Below are 22494 nucleotides of genomic sequence, written 5' to 3'. Positions count from 1 at the left end.
CTAAATTAAGTTGCCAAACATAGAATAAACAATATAGGAAATTGTAAGCTCAAATTTACCGAGATTTTGCTTTATAAACGAATAATTCTTTCTATCAAACATGATAATTTTCAAGAATATGATCTTAGATTTTTCAAAATATACTCTTATCACATTATTTTTCTTTTCATTTTCTGTTTTTTCTCAAGAAAAGAGAAATATCATTGATAGTGAATTTCATAAATTATTAGACCATGATTGGATGAAAGGAGCTTCTGTTTCATTTGAAGTGAGATCTGTAAAATCGAATCAAGTAGTTTACCAATTTGAAGCTGAAAAGTCATTAACGCCCGCTTCTATAACAAAGCTATTTTCTACCGCTAATGCATTAGATAAATTAGGTCCTAATTATCAGTATAAAACAGACTTATCTTATTCAGGGGTATTTGAAAATAGTGTCTTAAATGGTGATTTAATCATTCATGGTAGTGGAGACCCTACTTTAACACTTCAGGAACTAGATAGTGCAATAAGAACATCCTTACCAAATTTAAGCGAGATTACTGGCCATATTATAGTTGACGCATCATTATATGGTAAGCAAACAACACCATACAAATGGGTTTGGGAAGATTTAGGTAATTACTATGGTGCAGGTGTAAATAGTTTAAATATTGATGATAACATTTATAATATTTACCTCAACACAGGTAATACAGGAGATCGAGCTGAAATTATTTCTATTTCACCCAAAACTCCCTATTTAACTGTTGAATCAGAAGTCTTGTCTGGAGAGAAAGGAACAGGTGATAATTCATTTATTTTTTCATCACCTTATTCTAATAGCCATATAATTCGAGGTACATTACCTCCAAACAGAAAAAAATTTAAAGTAAAAGGTGGAATTACCAATCCTGATTATCATGCAGCATATATGTTGAGAGATAATTTAGTAAAAAACGGGGTTGATATCAGGTTAGATGCTATTAAAGTAGTTTATATTAAGGATGATCTACCTGATAGTAAGTCATTTTCATCTGTTAAATCTATTCCAATTTCTTTGATTATTGATAAAACAAATAAAAAAAGTATCAATCTATATGCGGAAGCGCTAGCAAAGACCGTTAGTATTAAGGAGACAGCTTCAATATTACCTGATAGTATTGCAAAAAGCATTATAAATTATGTAGCAAAATTAGGGGGTGATTCTCAAGGAATCTTCCTAGAAGATGGAAGCGGTCTTTCTCCATTTGATGCATTTTCAGCACATCATATGGTTTCTTTTTTATGTAAAATACGACATGAAAGTTATTTTGATGACTTTGAAAATTCATTAGCTACAACAGGAAAATCAGGTACTTTGAAATACTTTTGTAGATATAATAAGGCAAAAGGTAAGATAACAGGTAAAAGTGGATCTATGAGAAGAGTAAGAAGCTATGCCGGTTATATTCAGACTTCTAATGATGTTCTTGCCTTTACTATAATTGTTAATAATTTTTCTTGTAATCATAAAACGATGAGAAAATCGTTAGAACCTCTGATGGAAATTTTAACAAATTAGTATTTTTTTAAGTTTTAATATCATTTCGTCACGATATTTGCACAAGAAAAATCATATAAATGATTGGAATGATCATAAAATCTTGCTTACATTGTAAGTATGACGTGAAATGAATCTGATTTTCAGGTGGATATGCTATTTTTTAATAGGATGACATGAATTTTTTAATTGTCCCAGACTCGGTAAGCCTATGTTTTTAAAAAAAATAATTACTACATTTTTTGTACTATTCTGTCTTGTATTGTTCAGTAACTTAACCCATGCTCAGAACATTAACGAACTGAAAACAGAAATTAGATCATTACCTGACGGTAAATTAAAAGTCGATAAACTGATTGAACTTTCTAATGTAGAACTTAATCAGAGTAATTTCGACGCAATGAAAGTAACTACTGATAGAGCATTTAATATTTCTCAGAAGCTTGGGTACAAGTTGGGAGAAGCAAATTCCCTATTATTAAAATCAATGATGTACAAGTTGAAAAGAGACTTCGATACAGCAATTGATTATGGTATTAATGCCATCAAAATATTTGAGGAAGTAAACGATAATGTAGCTCTATACGATGCATATAGTGATATCTGTTTCTTATACCAAGATTGGGGTATTTACGAAAATGCAATTGAATATGAGCTAAAAGCATTAAAAGTTGCTGAACGTATGAATGATAAAAAACGTCAGCAAGATATGTGGTCTTTACTAGGTAGTTCATATCAAAGGTTAGCCAACTATGATAGGGCTTTGTTTTATTTCAGAAAAGGAGCTGAATATTTAAAAGAAAGAGAACAGTACTATCATGATCCTAATGATTTACAAGGTTACAATACAGCTTTAGCACAAATTGCCAGTATTGAAATGGCAAGAAAGAATTATGAAATTGTTAAAGATATAAATGAAGAAATCCTTGCGAATAAAGAAAAGTTAGGAGACGAGGAAGGTAAATTTGTTCCTTTAAATGATATTGGTGTATGTTATGTTCGTCTTAGAAAACCAGATAAAGCTTTAGTGTATTTTAAAAGAGCGCTTGAAATTAACAGAAAGCTTGGGAAGCCAGAAGAAAAGAACGCAACATTATTGATGAACATTGGTACACAGGCCAATAGTTCTGGACGTTTCGGTGAAGCATTAAGAGCCTATAATGATGTACTTCAAATTAGGTTAAAGGCAGGGAAGCCAAGAGATATTTCTATTGTATATTCTTATATAGCATCAGTTCACGCTAGTAGAGGTAATTTTCAAGAAGCGATTAGATACTACGATAAGAGTAGTAAAATGGCACAGCAAGCAGGTGATATTCCTCAGATAGAAAAAAGTTTGAAAAATATTTCAGACATCTATCGCACAATGAATGATTATAAAAGAGCCTATAATACCTTATCAAGACGTCTTGCCTTAAAAGATAGTTTGATTAGGATAGAAACAGCCAAATTAAAGAAAATTACAGAGGCCCGTTTATCTGCTCAGAAAAAAGAGAAGGAAGTCGATCTTTTGATTATGAACCAAAGGGTGAATGAGGCAACCATGAAGAGTTTGGAAGAGCAAAACGCCCGAAAAGCAAAAGACCTTGAGATTCTTCAACGTGAGCAATACATTAAGGAACAAGAACTAATTCAAAAAGAATTAGAACAAAGAAGGCAACAACAAGAACTTCAGTTAACAATGACAGCCTTAGAAGCAGAGCAGAAAGCAAAAGAAATTTCTCAGCTTCAAAGAATTAAGAAAGTCAACGAACTGAAGATTAAGGAAAACGAAACGGATGCAAAACGTAAACAGAGGGAATTAGAGCTTCTAGAAAGAGATAGGCAAATTTCGAATAATAAAATCCGTGAACAAGAGAACATGAAACGTGTCTATTTAGGTATGTTTGGTCTATTGTTTATAGTGATGGTTTTGATTATTGCAGGTTACTTCCAAAACAGAAGAAAGAACTTAAAATTAGCATCTAAGAACGAAGAGATTTTAGGTCAGAATGTCGAAATTGAAAAGCAAAGGGATGAACTTTCAGCGGCCAATTCACAAATTGAAAAAGCCTATGATAACATTCAGGTACTATCAGACTTCGGACAAAAAATTACAGCGATTCTTGATTTAGAATCAATTAACTGGACAGCCTATGCATATATTAATACATTAATGGATGCTGCGGTATTTGGTATTGGTATTTATAGAGAAAATTTTGATAAAATTGAATATATCAATTTCCTTGAAAACGGATTAAGTTTACCGCTTTTCAGTTCTGATATCAATTCAAAAAATAGTTTAACATCTCTCTGTTATAAAACAAGTGAAGAGATTGTAATTAATAATTACGAATTAGAGATAGATAATTACTTGAGACAGGAACCTGAATTCAGAACTTCTCAGCGTCCTAATTCATTAGTATATCTACCATTAATTACAGAAAGAAATCTTGGAGTTTTAACTGTACAGAGTTATAACAAGCATGCATATACAAGAAATGAGTTGAACATCTTAAGAACTCTTGCTTCGTACTGTGCTATTGCCTTAAACAACGCCAATGCTTATCAAGAAATCGATAATAAGAACAAAAGTATTACCGATTCCATTCGATATGCACAAACTATCCAGAGAGCCATTTTGCCTTCCAATGCAAAAATTCAAACTGGACTTTTAGAAAACTTTGTATTCTTTAAACCAAAAGATATTGTATCAGGAGATTTCTTCTGGTTCTCGAAAATTGATGAGACAATGAATAAACTGTCGTTCAATAAGAGTGATATTGAGGAAAGAGTATTTATTGCGGCACTAGATTGTACAGGTCATGGTGTACCAGGTGGTTTCATGTCAATGATTGGTAACACATTGTTGAACGAGATCATTAACCAAAAAGGTATTTATGATCCATCTAAAATTTTAGATATGTTGAATGAAGGTGTAATTCATGCCCTTCATCAAGAAAATAAGAGTAATGACGATGGTATGGACGTTTGTCTTGTAATGATTGAAAAGAGTATTTCTGGTGAGTCTAAATTAGTCTTCTCAGGTGCAAAACGATCGTTATATATCAAAGAGCCAGGAGGAACTGAATTACTTGAAATAAAAGGTGATAACAAATCTGTTGGTGGTGTTCACCGTAGAAAATCATCGAAAGTAAGCTTTACAAATAGAGAAATTGAAGTGAAACAAGGATCTTCTATTTTCTTAACAACGGATGGTTTACAAGATCAAAATGATAAAGCAGGAAGAAAGTTCGGTAAAGTAAAACTTACTGAGTTACTATATGAAAATGCAGATAAACCTATGCTGGAACAAAAATCAGCTTTAGAAAATGCATTAAATGAGCATATGGGAGATATTCCTCAAAGAGATGATATCACAGTTCTAGGTATTAGACTCTAGTTCGAAACAAATGATATTTTAAAATGAGGTAAGTTGTTTATTCAGCTTACCTCATTTTTTATACACATTAAATTCTGTAAAAAGGAGCGGCTGTTTTCGATCTTTTTGTTCGTATGTGATATTGAAGATTTTATCGTAGTAGTAAGGGGATTTTTGTATTCTATTTATCACCCTTACTTTAATATCAGAATTACTTTTTGGAATAAAAGGAATACTTAACATACCCCATTGATTAGCAGTGACTTCATAAACATCAACATTTTTATTATAACCAATTCTATGATTATCTTGGAGTAGTACCAACCTATCACAAGACAGACTATCCATTTTATAATGGTATCCCCAAAAGGTGAGTTCATACTGTTGACCTATTTCCAAACTATCAATTTTAACAGTCAAGATGTCACTATTCCTTTTAGATATTTTGATAGCACTTTTTGTGCTTAATTCATAATTAGGATTTTCATTCCAAATACTCCCTGTTTTTAAAGAATTAAGTGAAGTATTTGGAGGTATAAAATCATGAATTGGAATGGAATACAAATACTTTGAGTCTAACTTTTTAAGAAGGTTCCAATGCTTTGGGATATTTTTTTCATAAGAGATAACTAGAATCTTATTATCTAATTGAATTCTATTGAAAAGTAATTTACTTTTTTCTATTCCTTGTGTATATAGTTGACTTTGTAATTGCCATTCTTCTTCAGACAATCTAGAATAGTGTGTATTAATACAAGGAATTCCAGTCTTATATGAAAAAGAGTATAACAATTTATTTAAAAATCTATTCTCATTAGCTTTATTCCAAATGTTATTGGTATAGTTAGCATATATAGCATCAATATTAGTTGTATCTATTTTTTTAACTGATTTATCCTCTAGAAAAATATTCTCATCTAATAAAGATATGTTCATGATTTCCTTTTGGTACATGATACTTTCTATCATACCTAGAAATAGAATTGGGAGAAGTATTTTTTTATTTAAGTATTTATAATTGACAACTAAAAAAGGAATAAAAATTAATAGATAAAAGACCCAGCCAAACCTTACAAGTTCACGAATCTGTTCCAACGGTGGTATCAAGGCTAAAACCCATTTAAATCGTATAAATACAGTAGCACCATACATTAAAAAAATAATGGCGGTAAGGGTGAAAGTAATAAGAGTTAAATCAATTTTTAAAACCTTCTTTCTTTTTTTAATAAGAATATAAGTGGTTGTAATACAAAGAGACCAAAAGAAATAATTGAATTGTAAACTGTTATTGATATCAATTGTACCTGGAAAGAACTTTTCGAATATTATTTTTAATGAAATTCCAAAGTCAAAGAGAACAAAGGAAGTTTTAGATCTCCATAAATGATCATCTGTTATTTTCACAGACAAATAATATAGAGCAGTGGCAATAATTACAGATAAGATACCTAAAAATAGTTTTTTTCTGTTTTTAGTGTTTGAGAATAAAGTGAAAGAAAAAATAAATAAAGTTAGTCCACACCATAACATTCCTACATAACCATGTATATAGTAACCAGAAAAGTTCATTATAAATATCCAAAATAAGTATTTATAATTTTTCTGATGAAGAAACTTAATAATTAACAGTATTAATAAAGGTGTGATTAAAAAGAAAAATAAGCCATAGTGTTTGAGTATTCGACAATTAACTGGGTTTCCTAAGGTAATGATTAACGCAAAGATATTTGAATATATAGCAGAACAATTGTAATGTTTAAAAACTCGAACACTCGCTAAATAACTAATAGGATAACATAAAAACATGGATAAATGTAGTATTCCTATCGAATATTGATTAAGATCTAATCCAATGTATTTCAGTAGATAAATAGGGTAGCTTAAAATTGGTATAGAGTCTGTAAGTAAAATAATTTCACCAAAAGGATAGTTCATCGCATTGGCATGTCCAAATTTTGCTAACCAAATGAAAATGAAATAATTTTTTAATCCATCAACACTGTCATCATAATTTAATGTTGAATTGGGGTGAAGAAGTACATCTTTATATATTATGCTAATTATTATGGTTAAAATACATAACCCAATAAAGTTTATATTTTTGTCGCTTAATTCTTTTAGTTGTTTCTTTAGTGTCATTTAAAGAGGTCTTATGAATAGAACTTAGTTTAATATCAAAAATGATGATTTTTACTGGTTCTAACTTTAAAATAATTGTTTTTTGTTCTAAATATTAATCATGAAGAGTATTAATACTTTATTTCATTTTTTTTCAATAATTGCATGTATAGTATATACTATTCAGTTCATTTTTGGAATAGGTCTAAGTCATGATTCCATATTCTACTTTCATGCCGCTGAAAGCATTGCTGATAAAGGAGTTATGCTTAACCCTGATGGAACTTTATTTTTATTATGGCCTCCATTATATCCTTTCTTATTATCATTATTGATTGATTATTACCCAATTAACTTTATTCTTTTACAAATAATAGGGTTCTACTTTGTGGTGTATAATACATTAAAATTGAGTGAAAATATAAATGATAAGAAATATCGAATAGTGATTTTCTTAAGTATACTATTATCTACTTCATTATTAATGGATTATAAATTCATGTGGTCGGAAATTGTGTTTTTAGGGTTACTATCTACTTATGTGAATTTATTTATTGATCTAGATAAGAAGAAAATACAATCATCCCATTTCTTACTATTGACATTACTCGGATGCTTACTTCCTTTACAAAGAACAGCTATGTTTTTTATTTGGGTAGGCTTTTTTGCTTATGTGATTTTTGAGAAAAGAGATCAGATTAAGAAGTACATTTTACATTTCACTATCAGTGGTGTTTTAGGGGTGATGTGGCATGTTTATTCCGTCATTTTCAACCATTCTAGAGCTGATTTTGAAATGGGAGGGTGGACCTCCGTAGTTCATAATCTTTCTGATTATTCATTTGTATTTACAAGGTGGTTTTTACCTATAAATAATAATGTTTTTGTTGGGAATATGATCTTTTCAAAAATAATATTCACTACCTACATAATAGGGTTAATCATATTACTATTTAAAAATGTGAATGGAAGTATGAAACTGATTATTTCAGGAATATTATCTTACCTATTTTTTATGATAGTTACTCCTTATTTTTCTGTATATGGTGGGAATACACAAGAGGCAGAAAGGTTTTTGTCTATAATTTATCCTTTCACTCTTGTAGTTTTAGTCTATTTATTTGATAAACATCTATCAAAAAATAAGAAGTATTATTTATTACTTTTTGTGTTTCTAGTTTATAATTCTGTTCGATTTTCAGTTAATTATTATCGATATTCTAAAATCGATGATAAGATAGAAGTTACTTCTCAGTATTACCTTAATAAATAAAGTTTACCAATATTGTGTTTGAACATATGATCTTTTCCAGTGTCAATATGATCAAATTCTCCAGTCTTTTTTCTTGGTATGATAACACGATATAAATAAACACCATTAGCTAACTGATCCCCAAACTCATCTCTTCCATCCCAAGCATATTCAGAGATATTTGTACCTATTCTAATAGGTCCTAATTCATCTTGAAAGATTTCTTTCACTACTCTGCCGGTTACAGTCATAATCTGAATTTTAATCTCATCAGGAACATCTATACCTGTAATTTGAAATACAAATCGAACATTATCAGAGAAAGGATTGGGGTAAGGATAGAAATTAGTAATTGCAGGTGTTTGATTAATATTAAATCGTTGTTCTAGGTAAGGAATTCTATTTGCTGAATTCTCTGAACCATCGCCAATTTTATTTCCTGATACATCAGAACCGGTAACTCTCAAAGTGTATTGATTGTTGAGAAGATTTCCATTTTCATCTAAAAATGTTTGAGGTACTTCATCATTTAAATTAAAACTCGCGATAATATGATTTTGATTATTCACTTTAGTTACCTCTAAATTAGCTAATGTAATTTCTTCATAAGTTTCTGAAGAATCATTTTTTATAAATGCTTGTAGAAGTGAAACTTCATCATCATCAATGAAATCATCAAGGTTTAAGAATTCGTTTTCATCATTAAGACTAATTGAAACCATTGCATTCGGTGCTACAATATCACCATCAATAATTCTTTGACCATCAAATAATATATCAATAGCAGGTGTAGTTTCGTCTACCATTACGTTCATTTTACCTGCTCCAGTATTGTCACTAAAAAAAGTTTCCATCTGGGCTCTATCAGCATTAATATTAATATTCATGTCTACATTTCCCTGTAACTTATGTTCCCAAGTTTGTGGTGAAATAGCTAAAGAGTAATTAGCATTTGGTGGTAATGCAGGTAAGAATATTGTATCTGTGACAATAGTGTTATTGAAATTATAATTTACTGTAGTAAGTAAAGTGTCAATGAAAGGTTTGTTGGATACATTCCGTACCGTGAAATTATAAGTTGTTTTTTGACCTTGTTGTAATTCTCTTACTTTAGTATTATCTGTGATATCATCGTATAAAAAGACGCAATTGGGTGGTTCTGAATAAGAAATCCTCCAATGATTAAGTTGTGCTGCAGTTTTATTTATTGGGTCAGTTAATATTAATTTTAACCCCATAAAACTATAGTTTTTTAATTCTGAAATAAAGGCTAAATCTAGCCCACTATTACCAATTTCGCCTTCATGTTGATACAATAAAGTAGAATCTATACTTCCATCAATATTAAATGTTTGACCAAATATTTGTGTTGTTAAAAGATCAGTACTCTCAAGATCTGCATCTACCCATAAACGATTAAATAAGCTAGTAGGGCCTATTAGGTTTGTGGTGGCACTACCTTGAACAACATCAGGAGAGATTACGAAATTTTCTGATAGTATATCAGAGGTTGATCCGCCATAATAATATTGAGCATTATAAGTGGGGTCGTTGTACTTACTCCATCCAATAAAAGGAGTACCTGGAGGTAAATTTTTTAGTGCTAAAGTATCTAAACCTGCTTTTGCTAAACCTTCATAATGTTGATGAAAAGATTCTTTTACAGCAGGATCTGTAGGGACTGTTTGAATATCAAATGAACCAGAAAAGATAGTTAGTACATAATCTCCATCTTTTAAGAATCTAGTTCCTGGGTCTTCGAATAGTGCATATGGACCATTTTTAGTGAGTTCTTCACCACATCCTGTACAAACATAACCTCTGAGATCTCTAGATCTCATTTGTACTGAAGCAGGCGGGTTGCCTTGTCCACACATTCTATCATTCCAATAAAACTGATCACCTGAAACAATCTCACCAGAATTTTGATCAAAGAATAAAAATAATACTTTATCTCCAGGTTCATTGTCTCCTCCAATACTACAAGAACCATTTTCTACAATAATGTTATTATTTATTTGAACTTGGTAATAATACCCATCTCCATATGTTTTTCCACCAGTTCCAACACTAATATTTACATCTTGATTAGGGAAATCCCATCGTGGTTTATTATTGGAACCTTCAGTTAAATTTATACCAGAAGTCACAACGTTATGTTCCATTTGGTAGAAATTACTTAACATCTTACCGTTACCAGTACTATTATTGATCTTAGTAAAAGAGATATTAGACCACTCACTATATTCATTTTCAAAATTAAATCGAACTCTTGCATAATACACTGTTGTGTCATTTGAAGAGTTTAAAGGTACATTCCATTCTACGAGTTGGGATGTTGTAATTCTTTCTTCTGTTACACTTGTAAAAGCGGTATCAGTACTTAATTGTAGATGAAATTCTTTTGGTGATTTATCATATGAATAATCATATGCATACATAGTAAGGTTGTCATCATGTACCACAGAAAGATTCAAAGGTTGAATAAAAGCTACACGGTTTTCACTAAAGTTTACACTTTTACTGATTGTATTATTATTGAGGTTACCTTCACTATTAGGATCTTTCATGGAAACATCTCCATTTGAATTAATGAAGTCTCCAACAATGATAGTAAATAAGTTATCGCCACCTCCAAGTTCTTTATCTGTAGCAGAATTTTCTATAATAAGCCTTTTTGAAGTAAAGTTATAAGGAGCATTCAAAGAATCAATTGTGGTAATAGAAGAGAAAGTACCGTTACTATACCTTCTTTTTACTTCAATATATATCTTATTGGAGTTAGATGTTCTTCCAAAATTGAAGATGTCAAGATCTATGTAAAAGATATTATCATTGGCATTTATATTTGAACCATTGACAGCTGTAAATGTTGTTTTTTCTTCTTTTAAGGCAAAATCAACTTTTTTTGGTGAAATTTTAATAAACGGATCTCCTTGTAAATCAAATTGTTCTACATGAGCAAAACGAGATCTTGATTGAGAGTTATTTATAAGTGTTTTTTGAATTTGATTGATATGTAAACCAACATTATCACCAATGTTTATTTTATAAAAGTTATTATAAAATTGATTTCCATATTCTTCAAGTTCATTTGAACTACCGATTCCAGATTTTGCCATGAAACCTATTCCTCCCTTATTAGGAGTTTCAACCCAGTCTTCTCCCCAAGATTTTTCATGTGTAAGAAAATTTCCTCCTCCACAACCATTCATAACAATAAATGGATATTTACCCTGATTTTGGTACCCTTTAGTTGGGTCACTTGCTTCTCCTATATCAATATCAGCAGAAGTAGAAGAGGAGTGTCCAAAAAAGGTCATAAGTGATATTCCATCATTGACGATATCAGATACATCAATAAATTCTATGGAACCGTCTGTTTCTCTACTAATGGTTTCTACTGTCCCACCTTCTAATGTATCAATAAATACGTCCTTATAACGATCAACAATTTCTTTAAAAGAAACTTGCTGACTTGGTGTGGCACCTCCACTAAGGTGTAATGCTCTTTTTCTCCAAAGATCGTCAAAGGCTATAGCATCATGTTCAATTACTTTATTTAGGTAATCTAATATTTGTTGATTATTAATGGCAGACATTCTACCAATAGGTACCTGTGGATAGGGTTGAACTACATCATTTTCGTCTTCAAGATACATTGTATAGGCTACATCAGAGCCAGGAAAACCATAAGCTGGTACATAATGATAAGCCCTTTCCCCAGTAGCTGTTTTTTCATAAGGGTCATAATTAAGGTCAAGTCCTTTTCCCAATAATAAAATATATTGAAGATTGTTGTCGTGTAATAATTTGATACAGTTTCTGATGGCTAAAGGAGTTTGTTCTCCCCATGAGAAGGTGTTATATAAGCGAGTCATTTCTGCCAAATAAACATTATTACTACCTCCATCGGTAGATCTTCTATAGTTGGCGTAGCTAGTTGCACCAGAATTTAAATCTTCATGAGAAACAATTAGGTAGTTGTAGGTGAGGTTATTATTGGTAAACTCAAATTCAGCTCTTGAAATGTTTGAAGGTCTTGCTCTTATTACAGAATAAAGAACTTTCTTTTCTAACATAGTTGAATTTTGTTCTAATGTAGCTTCTGTTTTTCCTCCTGATCTTGTTGATGGAAGTAATATCGGTTCATATTGATTAGTTATATCGTAAAATCTCCCTTCATTATTTTCATCCACAGAAAGCTTATGATCTTGGCTAGATGGTAATTGGAACACTCGGTCATGATTACCATCTATATCAGCATGTTTTTGTGGATAAGTTAAATTGATGTAGGAAACACCTAATTGATTTCTATCCGTATTATTAGAGCCTTCTCTAGTATCTTCTAATTCAATTTGAGTAAAATCACTTGAACTAAATTCACTACTTGATAGATTAAATGTTATTAAACCAGAATCTTCATAGCTATTTATGCCTTGATTTGATACTTTATTTGATGTACTTCCCTCTCCATTATTTGATGTAATATTAACATTAGCTGATCTAGCAGCGAAATTGATAATATTCATTTCTACTTTCGCATCATTAAAATTATCGGCGAGATCTACCGTTGAAAGTTGAAAAGTCATTACACCACTTACAGAATTATTGTTGTAAGACGTCCAACCTCTAGGATCTGCAAAATTAGATCTGAATTTATTTCTTGAGTCACTAAATGTGTCTGTTGAATGTCCTCTGCAATAAGATGTTCTTAAACTTCCAAAAGGAGCGTTAATATCATTTCCATTTAGAGGAACTCCTCGATACGTTTCTGTATAATAATGGTTTGTTGGGATACTCGCAGCCGGGTTAGTATAAGTAGAGGTTTGAATTCTTTTTGGCGGAGCTGTTTCTGAACTTACATCACTTGTAGATAAGAAGTATACTGCTGTTCTTGAATAAACAGGTTCAAAAGGGTTGACATGATCATTCGAATTTACAAATAAATCTACATCTGTGCCTCCGTCATTACGGTCACCATAAAATTCGATATACTCAATTCTATTATTGGAAGAGGATACATTTATAGCTATCTCAACACCTCTTCTGTACATTCTTATAACATTGGCATTTTGGTCACTAACAGGGTAACCTGCCGCTTCTAAAATTTCTTTAGTGATACGGTACAATCCTCTCTCTCGAACTTCCATACGAAAGAATGTAGTATTACGAGTTTTTTCTCTCCAATTATCTAAATCCTGATTTTGAGATAAAACAGGAGTAGATAAAAATAAAGTGGATAAGAGTATATAGACAATAGCTTGTCGCATATTTAGATCAGAATAATGAATTAATAGGAGTTATTAGAAAGATATTTTTTGAGTTTTTTGATACGGGATCAAATTTATATCAAAAAGATAATTTAAAGAAAAGCCTCAAAAACAAAACATGTAAAGTTGATATTCTTTAAAAATTGATATTTCTAATGCACTCTTTTAAAAAGCCCTTTTCTAAAATTAATAGAATTCATTAGAATACACTAATTTCGGGATATTGACTATCAAATAAAATGTATAAAAAAATTAATCATTTTAAGTGAAAAATATATTTGATACTAAAATTGAGTTTTTAAAGGGGGTTGGAGCGATGAGGGCTGAACTTCTAAATAAAGAATTGGGAGTATATACTTTTGGCGATTTATTAGAACAGTACCCTTTTCGTCATGAAGACCGTACTCGTTTTTATAAGATCAATGAGGTGATTGATGATACTGCTTACGTTCAAATTATTGGAAGATTAACCAATTTACAAAGTGTTGGCGAAGCCCGATCTAAAAGACTTACAGGTTTTATTTCTGATGAAACTGGAGAATTGGAACTTGTTTGGTTTAAAGGAGCAAAATGGATTGAAAAAAAACTGAAGGTAGGGGCTTGGTATGTGATTTACGGAAAACCTCAACGTTATGGCTACAAAATGTCTATTGCACATCCAGAAATGGAGGAGTATGACCCTAATGTAGAAACGAAAAAAACGGGAGGTTTACAACCTGTTTATCACACTTCAGATAAAATGAAAAATAAGGGAATGGACAGTCGAATGCTGGCTAAAATTACCCGTACTTTATTAGAGAAGGTGTATCATGATATTTCAGAAACATTACCGCCTTATATTTTATCAGAAAACAATTTAATATCAAAAGGCTTGGCTGTTGCTTGGGCACATTTTCCAAAAGATGCAGCCACTTTAGAGCAGTCAAAGAATAGACTTAAATTCGAAGAATTATTTTTCCTTCAATTAAAAATCATTGCATCAAAAGTAGGAAAGAGAACCGATAAATTTAGAGGACAAGTTTTTAGTACAATACCTACTTTCAATCTTTTTTATAAAGAACACCTTCCTTTTGAACTTACTGATGCCCAAAAGAGAGTAGTAAGAGAGATTTACAATGATATGAAAAGTGGGTATCAGATGAACAGGCTTTTACAAGGGGATGTAGGTTCTGGTAAAACTATTGTTGCCTTCATGTGTATGTTGATGGCTTTGGACAATGATGCACAGTCTGCCTTAATGGCTCCAACAGAAATTTTATCACAACAGCATTATAATGGCTTGAAACCATTTGCTGATGCCATGGGTGTAACGATAGAACTACTTACAGGTTCATCAAAAACTAAAACTAGGAGAAGAATTGATGAGACCTTAAGAGATGGTTCATTAAAAATTATCGTAGGAACACATGCACTCATCGAAGATAAAGTCGATTTTTATAATTTAGGTTTGTGTGTTATCGATGAACAACATCGATTTGGCGTAGCTCAGCGAGCGGCTTTATGGAAAAAGAAAAGTAAGGCCAAACCACATATGTTGGTAATGACCGCTACACCTATTCCAAGAACCTTAGCAATGACGGTATATGGAGATTTGGAGGTGTCTATTATTGATCAGCTTCCGGCAGGGCGAAAACCTATTATTACTTGGCATAAATTTGATAAAGGACGATTAAGAGTTTTTGGTTTTATCAGAGAACAAGTAGAGTTAGGTCGACAAGCCTATATTGTGTATCCATTAATTGAAGAATCAGAAACTTTAGATTATAAAAATTTAGAGGAAGGGTATGAAGCGGTCTCAAGAGCATTTCCTGATTTTAGAGTAAGTATTGTCCATGGACGAATGAAACCTGCGGATAAAGATGCAGAAATGCAACGCTTCGCGGATAATAAAACTCAAATAATGGTGGCAACAACGGTAATTGAGGTGGGTGTAAATGTGCCTAATGCGTCAATTATGGTGATTGAAAATGCAGAGAAGTTTGGTTTAGCACAATTGCATCAGCTTAGAGGACGTGTAGGTAGAGGTGCTGAACAGTCTTACTGTGTGTTGATGACAAAAGATAAGTTATCAAAAGATGGAAAAGTGAGAATTCAAACTATGGTCGATACCACAGATGGTTTTAAAATAGCTGATGCTGATTTAAAATTACGTGGACCTGGAGATATTGAAGGCACACAACAAAGTGGAGTATTGGATTTAAGACATGCAGATATTGGAGCTGATGCTGCATTACTACAATTTGTAAGAGGCTTGGCAGATAAAATACTAGATGAAGATCCCGATTTAGAAAAGGAAGAACATCAAATTATCAAATACCAACAATCGATGTTAGTTAAAAAGTCTGTGACAAATTGGAGTAGAATTAGTTAGAGGAGTACCCCCATCTTTTAGTAAATGGAAGTTGTGTGTATGCTTCTAATTGATGTACATTTTCATGAAATTGATTTTTTAACTCACCTCGAATAGTATCATCAATAACTTCCTCTTCAAAAAGGTGTTTTTTTATGAATGGTAGACGATATATTATCCTAGGATCAAAAAACACTCGTTTTAAAAATGGTATTTTAGGAACAAGTCTTTGATAGGAGATATTGTACTTCTTGCTAAAGTCAGGATATGTTTTAAATCTTTCTGCACCAATAAAATCAGTAATATTATCCATGACTTCTTTAGGGTTTTCTTTCAAGTCATCATAAAAAAGTACTTTCACGTGGTCGAAATGATCAAGGTAAGCCTTTACTTGTTCAGCATACATTGTTGTGTCTTTATAATAAAGGTCAGGTAAACAATTTGGGTCGAGTAATCTTAATTGTTCTTTTTCTAAAGCCATTCTGAAATCTTTATCAATAATAGTTCTTCCAATTCTACCTAAAGAAGTCGATACAAAATGATAGGAAGAGATAATTTTACTGACCGGTTCTCTTAGAATGATAATAATTTTAACGCCTTTATAATTGGGATGATATTTTTTTAGGTTTTGAATTACATGAGAGTGATAATACAGGTAGCTAGGACAGACTTCTCCATTTAGTTTTGCTGTACTTTGACTAAATGTTTTATGATAATCTTCTAAAGTATCAATATACTCTTTTAGGAAGTGTGTTTGAGAACGATTTGGGTTGGTGTGTTGATGCCAAAATAAAGTTTCCTTTTGTGGAGGAAGAAAAATATTGGGGTGTTGCTCTAAGTATTTTTGGATGGAAGTTGTACCAGACTTCCCTGCACCAACAACTAAAAAATCAATATGATTTGTCTTCATGATTTAAATATAAAAAAATTGGGCAAGAAAAAAGGTTTCAGATAAATCTGAAACCTTCTTGGTGCAGAGAGTGAGGGATTCGAACCCCCGGTACCTCGCGGTACAATAGTTTTCAAGACTACCGCATTCGACCACTCTGCCAACTCTCTATGTGCTATCTGTCTGTGATAGCGGGTGCAAATATGTTCGTTTATTTTTATCAATCAAAATAATTTGTAAATAAATATTTTCGTTTTTTTGTAACTTATTAATTTTCAGTTTAAAAAAGTGATATCAATTATTTGAGTTCAAAATTTTAAATAAGAAAAAAGGCTTCAGAATTAAATCTGAAGCCTTCTTGGTGCAGAGAGTGAGGGATTCGAACCCCCGGTACCTCGCGGTACAATAGTTTTCAAGACTACCGCATTCGACCACTCTGCCAACTCTCTATGTGCTATCTGTTTGTGATAGCGGGTGCAAATATGTAAGAAAGTTTTATCACTTCCAAATATTTACAGAATTATTTTAGAAATTTGGAGGGAATATTCTTAAAAAGGCAGCAATAAATGGTGCTGATAACAATAAACCATCAAATCTATCTAAGAAACCACCATGCCCAGGTAAAGTAGTACCCGAATCTTTGATGCTCATACTTCTTTTAAATAAAGATTCAACTAAATCACCGTAAGTGCCTGTAACTACTATTATGATAGCAATAGTAACCCATCTCCAAGCTTCTAATGATGTATAGAAATGAGAAAACACTAAACTGACGGTTACAGCTAATGCTGCACCTCCAATACTGCCTTCCCATGTTTTCTTAGGAGATATTCTTTCAAATAATTTTCTTCGACCAAATGTTTTACCAGAAAAGTAAGCTCCAGAATCATTAGCCCAAAGAATTAGCATTGCCCCAATTAGTATTTCATAGTGATACTGGGTATCAAAAAATACATAGGTATGAATTAATGCAAAAGGAACAGAACAATACATTACACCAAGAAAAGTATATGCTAAGTTCTTGAAAGGTTGTTTATCTGCTTTATTGTATAATTTAATAAGATACGCGGAGGTAAATCCAACAAAAAACAAATACATCCATTTAGTTGAAATCAGATCGAGTTCAATAAAAAAAGTAAGACAGTAAATAAGAATACCTAAAGTGGTACCATATGTTCTTAAAGGTAGATGTTCTTCTAACCTTAAAAGTTTGTAAAATTCTAAAATTGTTGCAATGCTTATAATTAAGAACAGGGCAAAATAAGTCCATGCTCCATAATAGATTGCTCCGATCATCCCTACACCACCTAAAAATCCAACAATGACTCTTTGTGTAAGTTCAGATCGTTTATTTAAGTTCAACATCTTGTTTAATTATAGTTTCAGCTTCTTCTTTTCTAGATTCGTCGACCATGACTTCTCTTAACCCAAAATCATTATAAGACGAATCTCTTTTGTCTAAAATAACGGCAACAATCCCTCTTTCTTCTAAAACTGACTTTACTATTTCAGCTTTATAAATTTGATCAGACGCAAATATTTTTACCCAATTTGACATATTTACAGTAGGTTAAATTTTAATTTTTTTATTTCCAAGTTTTCGATAGTAATACAATAGACCAAGAGCTATAACAGTAGAAATTAAAACTACATACCACTCCGGTGCTTCTGTAGAAAATGGATCTTTCATTTCTGGAAGATATTCTTCTTTGTTCAAATATACACTAATTACTGTAATTGCGTTATTCGTAATGTGGGCAATTATACAAGGATATAAACTTCTTCCTGACCACAAAAATAAATATCCAAAGAGTACGCCCAAAAGCATTCTTACAAAGAAACCATAAAATTGTACATGTATTGCAGAAAAAATAAAGGCGGATAACCAAATACCCACATGTACATTTTTAAATATACCTTCTAAATAACGTTGTAAAAAGCCTCTGAATACAATTTCCTCACCAACTCCAGCAAATACTGCTATTACGATAAAGCCTAAAAGAAATTCCCAGAAATTTTCAAAATTAACTAAGAAAGCGGTCACTTCTGCTAAATGTATTTCTTTAGTGCGAAACCATGTTTCTACACCGCTTAAAAATTCTGGAAGTTGTACATTTTGATTCCAATAAAGAATGAGTCCTCCCAAAGGTAAAAGTGTTATTACAATAAAAATAGAAATCCAATACTGACTAGGAGCAGAAGTTGGCCTTCTAAGTTGTAATGTATATGATTTATCAAAATAGAAACCATAAACTAATGGACCAATGATAAAGGTGAAAAGTGCTGATATTCCCTGAGTAAGTAATAACTCAAAACGATTATTGTAAGATGTCAAACTGTTGAACACTTCCATAACATCATAACCATGAAGAGGTAATAATAATGCTACAGCTACCGCCTGACCAATAAGCGTAAAACAGAGAATTGCTAAAAAAATTCCAAAAAACTTGACAATGTAATCAAATGTCGAACGTTGATGTATATGCTCTGTCATTTACTTTGTTTAACTTTGCAGTTACAAACAGTCGTTTATTCTTAATAGTTGTTACAGAACAAGCTTATTAAGAGTGATTTACGAACTTGTGTTGTATATAACTAGTTGTATAATATAGCAAAGATACTTTTTTCTTTAAGAGTAATTGCTACAATAATTGCTAAACATTTAAATTGATTTCATCTCGTGGTAAAAATAGGTGACGTAGAAATAAAAAACTTTCCTTTACTTCTTGCTCCAATGGAAGACGTAAGTGATCCTCCTTTCAGAGCGGTTTGTAAAGAAAATGGTGCAGATTTGATGTATACAGAATTCATCTCTGCTGAGGGATTAATTCGTGATGCAGCAAAAAGTCGTCAGAAACTAGATATCTATGACTATGAGCGTCCTATCGGTATTCAGATTTTTGGAGAAAAAATAGACTCAATGCGTGAAGCTGCTGCAATCGCTGAAGAAGCTAATCCAGAATTAATTGATATCAACTACGGATGTCCTGTAAAAAAAGTAGCTGGTAAAGGTGCAGGTGCTGGTATTTTGTTAGATATAGACAAAATGCAAAGCATGACCGAAGAAATTGTAAAGCAAGTTCAAAAGCCTGTTACTGTAAAGACAAGATTAGGATGGGACGATAGTACTATTAGAATTGTCGAAGTAGCCAAACGTCTTCAAGATGTAGGTGTTCAGGCTTTAACTATTCATGGTAGAACTCGTCAGCAAATGTATAAAGGTGTTGCTGATTGGACAAAAATTGCTGAAGTCAAAAATCACCCAGATATTCATATTCCTATTTTTGGTAATGGTGATATCGATTCACCTCAAAAAGCATTGGAGTATAAAAATAAATATGAAGTAGACGGTATCATGATTGGTCGTGCTTCTATTGGTTACCCTTGGATCTTTAGAGAAATAAAGCACTTCATGGAAACAGGAGAGATCTTAGATGTTCCTACTTTAGAAGAAAGAATCAATACACTGAGACGTCATTTAGATTTTTCTGTTGAATGGAAAGGTGATAAAACAGGTATTTTTGAAATGAGAAGACATTATACTTCTTACTTTAAAGGTATCACACACTTCAAGCCATTTAGAACACGTTTGGTTGAAGCCATGACGCATGAAGAAGTACTGAATATACTTTCGGATGTTCAAGAACATTATGATAAAGAACCAATTGTATAATTTTATATCAATTGATTTGAAAAAACAGGTGAGAGTAATCTTACCTGTTTTTTTTATACCGTAAATTTCTTATCATTTTTAATGTATGACCAGACTTACTTAAAAATATCATGTTAGATGAGATTTTTTACATTAATTCTTATGAATTAAATTTAAATTAGCAGGATTAAATGAAAATATTGTCCAATAAGAGAACTATAATTAAATCACTGTTAACTCACCAAAATGACTTATCGATTACTTAAATTTTTTTCAACTTTCGTATTGTTCAACATAGTCACTTCTGTTTATGGGCAAAATAAGGAGATAGATTCCCTTTTTATAGAATTGGATAAAGCCATAGAAATGAGGGAAGCTTTATCAAACAAGAAAGAAGAGAAAATTAAAGACCTTAAATTTCAATTGGAAGAAAACCAAGATCTTCCTTTAGAAGATAAATACTATTTAGCACATGACCTTTTCAAACAATATGAAGTATATGAATTTGGGGGAGCTTTATATTTTGCTTACGAGCAACTTCAATTTGCAGAAAAAGCAAATCATCTTCATTGGATAAATGATAGTCGATTAAATCTTGCAAGTATATTAGTTACCTCGGGAATTTATCAAGAATCTGGAGAAGTACTTGATAAAGTCAACAGGAAACATCTTACGAAAGAACAATTGATATATTACTATAAAATCAATAAAGAAAGGTTTAATCAATTGTACTTTTATTCTTCTGCTAGAAAGTTGAAAGAAGCTTATCATAAGAAGTACAACCTTTATTGCGATTCCTTGTTATCCAATGTTCCCAAAAACTCCTATACCTATTTAGATATAATTGAAACTAGAGCTTTAGATCAAAGAGACTTATTGAAAGCTAGAAAATACAATACTCTTATTTTTAATAAAACTGAAATTGGAGATAGGGAGTATTCAAAGGCTGCTTTTATGAGGTCGCTTACTTATGAAGTAGAGCATGATATAATCAGTCAAACAAAGTACCTTCTCCTTTCTGCTATTTCAGATATTAAAAGTTGTACAAAAGACAATGCTTCCTTAGCAACTTTAGCTTTGCTTCTTCATAAACAAGGGGATATTAAAAGAGCTTATCGATACATTAATATTTCATTTGAAGATGCCTCTTTTTATGGCTCAAAATTAAGAGCAATACAAATTGCAAATATTCAACCTATCATTTCAAAATCTTACGAGTCTCAAATTTCTCAAAAGGCAAATAGATTAGAAATTTTTACAGTAGTGATAAGTTTATTATCTGTGGTTTCTATAGCTTTTTCTATCATTTACTTGAAGCAAATGAAAGCTTTAAGAACTTCGGAGAAAAATCAAGTAGAGATTAACCAGCAATTACAAAATGCCAATAGTGAATTATTGGATATCAATACTAAGTTAAAAGAGGTTTCTGACGATTTAAAAAATACATCTCATGTGAAGGAAGTCTATATTGGTGAATTCTTAAAAATATGTTCTGATTATATTGATAAGTTAGAGAAGCAAAGCAATTATACCAAGAAGATGCTTATCGAAAGAAAATATTCTAAACTATTAGAAGAATTAAAATCCGATGATCTTAGAAAGAATGAGATGAAGGCTTTTTATAAAAACTTTGATGAAACCTTCTTAACGATCTATCCTAATTTTGTTAGTAAACTAAATGAATTATTAGAACCTAATGATCCTATTTTAATTAAAGGACATCAATTATTAAATACTGAACTTAGAATTTTTGCATTGATTCGTTTGGGCATTACAGACTCAAACAAGATTGCTCACTTGTTAGGGAACTCTGTTGTAACGGTGTATAACTATAGAGTAAAAGTAAAAAATAAAGCAATCGTTCCTCGTGAAGAGTTAGAAGATTTTATCATGAAAATTGATTAAAGCTGATTTTAGTAGTTATAACATCTTATAAAACTACTACTAATTTTGTAAGGCATTTATTTGTTAAATAATTGATTTTTAATGCTTTAATTGTCTTATGGTTCTACTAATTACCTACTAAGCGTAGTAAAGACACTTTTTGAGTATTTGTTTTGTCATGTAATCTAGATCA

At 31.5% G+C, this 22494-nt stretch carries 12 protein-coding genes and 2 tRNA genes; 6 read left to right on the top strand and 8 right to left on the bottom strand.

Annotation, left to right across the window (positions count from 1 at the left end):
• Positions 1–118 precede the first annotated feature (118 nt).
• Positions 119–1543, top strand: a complete 1425-nt coding sequence (gene dacB / locus NH26_RS11220; RefSeq protein WP_044223040.1) for a D-alanyl-D-alanine carboxypeptidase/D-alanyl-D-alanine endopeptidase — start codon at positions 119–121, stop codon at positions 1541–1543.
• A gap of 190 nt (positions 1544–1733) precedes the next feature.
• Positions 1734–4904, top strand: coding sequence for a tetratricopeptide repeat protein (locus NH26_RS11215; RefSeq protein WP_044223037.1), 3171 nt, complete (start codon positions 1734–1736; stop codon positions 4902–4904).
• 51 nt (positions 4905–4955) lie between these two features.
• Here NH26_RS11215 and NH26_RS11210 read toward each other — a convergent pair whose 3' ends face one another.
• Positions 4956–7022 carry a hypothetical protein gene (locus NH26_RS11210; RefSeq protein WP_044223034.1) on the bottom strand — a complete coding sequence of 689 codons (2067 nt, stop codon included), beginning with the start codon at positions 7020–7022 and terminating at the stop codon, positions 4956–4958.
• Between the two features lie 100 nt (positions 7023–7122).
• Between NH26_RS11210 and NH26_RS11205 the strand changes: the two genes are divergently transcribed.
• A complete protein-coding gene (locus NH26_RS11205) occupies positions 7123–8274 on the top strand; it encodes a hypothetical protein (RefSeq protein WP_044223031.1) in 1152 nt (383 codons plus the stop codon).
• Here NH26_RS11205 and porU2 read toward each other — a convergent pair.
• Positions 8259–13526: a putative type IX secretion system sortase PorU2 gene (gene porU2, locus NH26_RS11200; protein WP_044223029.1), complete on the bottom strand. Its 5268-nt coding sequence runs from the start codon at positions 13524–13526 to the stop codon at positions 8259–8261. The genes NH26_RS11205 and porU2 overlap by 16 nt on opposite strands.
• A gap of 265 nt (positions 13527–13791) precedes the next feature.
• On the opposite strand from porU2, the gene recG reads away from it, so the two are divergent.
• The gene (gene recG / locus NH26_RS11195) at positions 13792–15897 is read left to right on the top strand and encodes an ATP-dependent DNA helicase RecG (protein WP_084812141.1); all 2106 of its coding nucleotides are present in this window, start codon (positions 13792–13794) and stop codon (positions 15895–15897) included.
• Here recG and NH26_RS11190 read toward each other — a convergent pair.
• The 6 genes from NH26_RS11190 to NH26_RS11165 form a co-directional block, all read right to left on the bottom strand.
• Positions 15890–16786 (bottom strand): sulfotransferase family protein, encoded by an 897-nt coding sequence (locus NH26_RS11190; protein ID WP_044223027.1) that lies wholly within the window; start codon positions 16784–16786, stop codon positions 15890–15892. The two genes, recG and NH26_RS11190, sit on opposite strands and share 8 nt — an antisense overlap.
• A gap of 64 nt (positions 16787–16850) precedes the next feature.
• Positions 16851–16935 (bottom strand) — tRNA-Ser (locus NH26_RS11185).
• 194 nt (positions 16936–17129) lie between these two features.
• Positions 17130–17214, bottom strand: a tRNA-Ser gene (locus tag NH26_RS11180).
• Between the two features lie 76 nt (positions 17215–17290).
• Positions 17291–18130 (bottom strand): phosphatidate cytidylyltransferase, encoded by an 840-nt coding sequence (locus NH26_RS11175; RefSeq protein WP_044223024.1) that lies wholly within the window; start codon positions 18128–18130, stop codon positions 17291–17293.
• Positions 18114–18323 carry a putative signal transducing protein gene (locus tag NH26_RS11170; protein ID WP_044223021.1) on the bottom strand — a complete coding sequence of 70 codons (210 nt, stop codon included), beginning with the start codon at positions 18321–18323 and terminating at the stop codon, positions 18114–18116. The genes NH26_RS11175 and NH26_RS11170 overlap by 17 nt, the downstream gene beginning before the upstream one ends.
• Before the next feature lie 12 nt (positions 18324–18335).
• Positions 18336–19259 (bottom strand): CPBP family intramembrane glutamic endopeptidase, encoded by a 924-nt coding sequence (locus NH26_RS11165; RefSeq protein ID WP_044223019.1) that lies wholly within the window; start codon positions 19257–19259, stop codon positions 18336–18338.
• Positions 19260–19445: 186 nt separating this feature from the next.
• On the opposite strand from NH26_RS11165, the gene dusB reads away from it, so the two are divergent.
• Both dusB and NH26_RS11155 read left to right on the top strand, forming a co-directional pair.
• Entirely contained in the window at positions 19446–20438 is a 993-nt protein-coding gene (gene dusB, locus NH26_RS11160; protein WP_044223016.1) for a tRNA dihydrouridine synthase DusB, read from the top strand.
• A 225-nt stretch (positions 20439–20663) separates the two neighbouring features.
• Complete coding sequence (locus NH26_RS11155) at positions 20664–22322, top strand: DUF6377 domain-containing protein (protein ID WP_139263014.1); 1659 nt, start codon at positions 20664–20666, stop codon at positions 22320–22322.
• Positions 22323–22494: the final 172 nt, after the last annotated feature.

Source organism: Flammeovirga pacifica (genome assembly GCF_000807855.2).
Lineage (GTDB): Bacteria > Bacteroidota > Bacteroidia > Cytophagales > Flammeovirgaceae > Flammeovirga > Flammeovirga pacifica.
This window is presented reverse-complemented; position numbering and strand designations above follow the sequence as displayed.